Below are 2,653 nucleotides of genomic sequence, written 5' to 3'. Positions count from 1 at the left end.
GACGGGCGCTGCCCGCCCTGCGCGAAGCCGTCGGCCCGTCGGGCAGGGTCGTCGGCGCCGACCTCACCCCCGAGATGCTGCACGCGGCGGCCCGCGCCGGACGGCGGCACGCCGCGCTGCTCACCGTCGCCGACGTCGGCCGGCTGCCGCTGCGCGACGGGTCGGTGGACGTGGTGTTCGCCGCCGGACTCGTCGCGCATCTGCCCGACCCGGCGACCGGGCTGCGCGAACTCGCCCGGGTCGCACGCCCCGGCGGCAGGCTCGCCCTCTTCCATCCGATCGGCCGGGCCGCCCTCGCCGCCCGGCAGCAGCGCCGGCTCACCCCGGACGATCTGCGGGCCGAGCCCAACCTCGCCCCGCTGCTGGCACGTTCCGGCTGGCGGCTCGTCTCCTACACGGACGAGGACGCCCGGTTCCTGGCCCTGGCGGAGCGGCCCGGCTAGTGCCCTGACCGGCGAGGTTCATCCCCCGGACTCCGTCCGGGAGGTGCCCTCAAACCATTCCCGGCCGGCCCCGCCGGCCCCCGGCGGGCGCCTTCAGGAGCGTTCCCGGTTCTGCGGGACCGGGCAGCCGGGAACCGCGCCGCCGCTGCCGCGAGGCTCGGGGAAGGTGCCGAGGTCCGAGAGGTTGTAGCCGAACGGATAGCCCTTGATCTCGGGGTTCTGCCGGGCGTAATGCGGGCTGGTACGGGGCGGCAGCAGCCGTACCGCCTTCGCCCGCAGCCGCAGCGCCGAGCGCACCAGGGTTCTGACGGCGGGCTTCGGCCGGTCGTAGCGGAAGGCCCGCAGCAGTGAGTCGTCTAGCAGCGCCATGCTCGCGCCGCGCACCAACGGGGCCAGCGGCGCTGGGTACCAGGAGGCCATCAGGTCGAGCGTCGCGTCGGAGACCCGGCGGGCGCCCTCGTCCCAGCCGAAGTGCGCGTCCTCGTACGCGTCGAGGCAGCGCTCGAACTCCGGGTAGCTCCGCGGGATGTCGGGGATGCCCAGGTGCCGGCCGAGCGTGCGGTAGTAGACGGCCATCGCGTGCTTCTCGCGCTCCGAGAGCCGCCGCCAGCCGTACGCGTCGAGCCAGCGCTTGGGCGTCACCACGAAGGTGCAGAGCACGTAGCGCATGTCGTCGTCGCTGATGTCGTAGCCGCGGTGCATCTGGTTGATGCGGCGGATCGCGTCGAGCCCGTCCTCGTGCTCGAAGCCGTGCTCGACCACCGCGTCCAGCAGCAGCGCCGTGTCGTCGTAGCGCTTCTGGGCACGGTCCGTCAGCTGCGCCGTCTCGTCCAGCAGTCGGCCGATGCTCGGTACGGCGTACGTCCGGTAGAGGGCCAGCTCCAGCGCCCGGGTCAGGTCCCAGGGGAACTCATGAGTCGCGGTGATCCGGTAGATCCGCAGGAAATCCCGTTCGGGATCGAGCCGTTGGATCTCCTTGAGCCAGTCGTAGCGCCGCATTCCGCCCCCGCCTTCCGATTGCCGAAGCTCCAATCCTATGTGGACGGTGCACACTGGAATGCTCGGAGGGCACACACTCAGGGGGCTCCGGATGGACCGATTTTCCCGCGCCGCGCGCAAGCTGTTCGCGATCATCAAGGACCCCTACGCGGACCTCAGTGACCTCGACCGGGCGGACGGCGCGAACGGCGCGCCGCCCGGAGCCAAACCGTCGTCCCGTACGCCGCCCCGGCAGCGCAACCTCTTCGAGGCCGCCGCCTGCTACGTCGCCGCGAGAGCCGAGGACGACGAGGAGCGGAGCGCCGAGGCGGCCTCCTGGATCTCTCCGGAGGCGTTGATGTTCGGGGTCGACGAACTGGCCTGCCGGGCGGTGATCGTGCTGGCCCGCGAGCGGGGCGAGTCCCCGCGCGAGGTGGCCCGGGCGCTGCTCGGGCTGCCCGCCGCCTGATTCCGGGCCGCTCCGCGCTCTCGACGCCGGGGTTACCGGCTGGTTAGGGTTCGCGGACGACTCGTACGGACAGGGAGGCCGGAGTGGGCGCGACGGAACAGCACGAGAGCGCGGACGAGGCGCTGTATGTACTGACCGCGGTGCTGCTGACGCCCGCGCGGTTCCCGAGTGTGCTGGGCGACGACTACCCGGAGGCGTGCGGGGTGCTGGGCCTGGAGCCGTACGCGGAGGGCTACGGCCTGCTGCTCGGGCAGGACGGCGCGGGCGCGCGCTGGACGGTGGCCACCGATGACGTCTCGCTCGTCGCGTGCGCCATCGCGGCCTGGGACTGCGGCATGGAGTACGACCTCTCCCCCGACGAACGCAGCGTGGCCGCCGTGCTGCCCGGCTGGCCGCTGGCCCTCGCGGTCGCCGCGCCCGACGTGCCGGCCCCGCACGACCCGGCGCCCGACCCGGAGCCGGGCGAGGACGACCGGCCGCCGCTCACCCCGCCCGACGCCGAGCACTGGGGCCCGGCCCAACGCCGGCTCGGCGCGGACGAGATCGCGCTCCAGTGGGCGATCTGGCGCGAGCAGGTGGATGGCGAGGTCACCTTCGTGGACCCGGGCGAGCAACCGCACTCCGGCGTGCGGCGGGTACTCGACGAGGCGCGCGCGTACGCGGACGCGCCCCCGCCGGCCGGCCGTATCCGCTCGGCCTTCGCGGCGGGCGGGGCCCGCACGCTGCGCGCCGACGGACCGGGCTGGAGCATGGTGGCCAGGCC

4 protein-coding genes are annotated in these 2,653 nt (G+C 74.0%); 3 read left to right on the top strand and 1 reads right to left on the bottom strand.

Translation table 11 applies throughout. The features are described 5' to 3' along the window. The coding region (locus tag QMK28_RS29780; RefSeq protein WP_326442789.1) for a class I SAM-dependent methyltransferase at positions 1-443 on the top strand (443 nt) is incomplete at its 5' end. Between the two features lie 93 nt (positions 444-536). On the opposite strand, the gene QMK28_RS29775 is transcribed toward QMK28_RS29780, so the two are convergent. Next, on the bottom strand, positions 537-1,442 hold the full coding sequence (locus tag QMK28_RS29775) for an oxygenase MpaB family protein (RefSeq protein WP_326442788.1): 906 nt from the start codon (positions 1,440-1,442) through the stop codon (positions 537-539). Positions 1,443-1,533: 91 nt separating this feature from the next. Between QMK28_RS29775 and QMK28_RS29770 the strand changes: the two genes are divergently transcribed. Both QMK28_RS29770 and QMK28_RS29765 read left to right on the top strand, forming a co-directional pair. After that, a complete protein-coding gene (locus QMK28_RS29770; protein ID WP_326442787.1) occupies positions 1,534-1,890 on the top strand; it encodes a hypothetical protein in 357 nt (118 codons plus the stop codon). Positions 1,891-1,973: 83 nt separating this feature from the next. Beyond that, positions 1,974-2,653 (top strand): hypothetical protein (locus QMK28_RS29765; RefSeq protein ID WP_326442786.1); only part of this gene is annotated, 680 nt, incomplete at its 3' end.

This window comes from Streptomyces sp. H27-D2 (assembly GCF_035828615.1).
Lineage (GTDB): Bacteria > Actinomycetota > Actinomycetes > Streptomycetales > Streptomycetaceae > Streptomyces.
Note: the sequence above shows the minus strand (reverse complement) of the source record. Positions and strands in the feature narration are given on the sequence as shown.

Excerpts from the sequence above, each read along its gene's own strand:
- QMK28_RS29770 (WP_326442787.1), top strand. The coding sequence starts at position 1,534 with ATGGACCGATTTTCCCGCGCCGCGCGCAAGCTGTTCGCGATCATCAAG.
- QMK28_RS29775 (WP_326442788.1), bottom strand. The coding sequence starts at position 1,442 with ATGCGGCGCTACGACTGGCTCAAGGAGATCCAACGGCTCGATCCCGAA.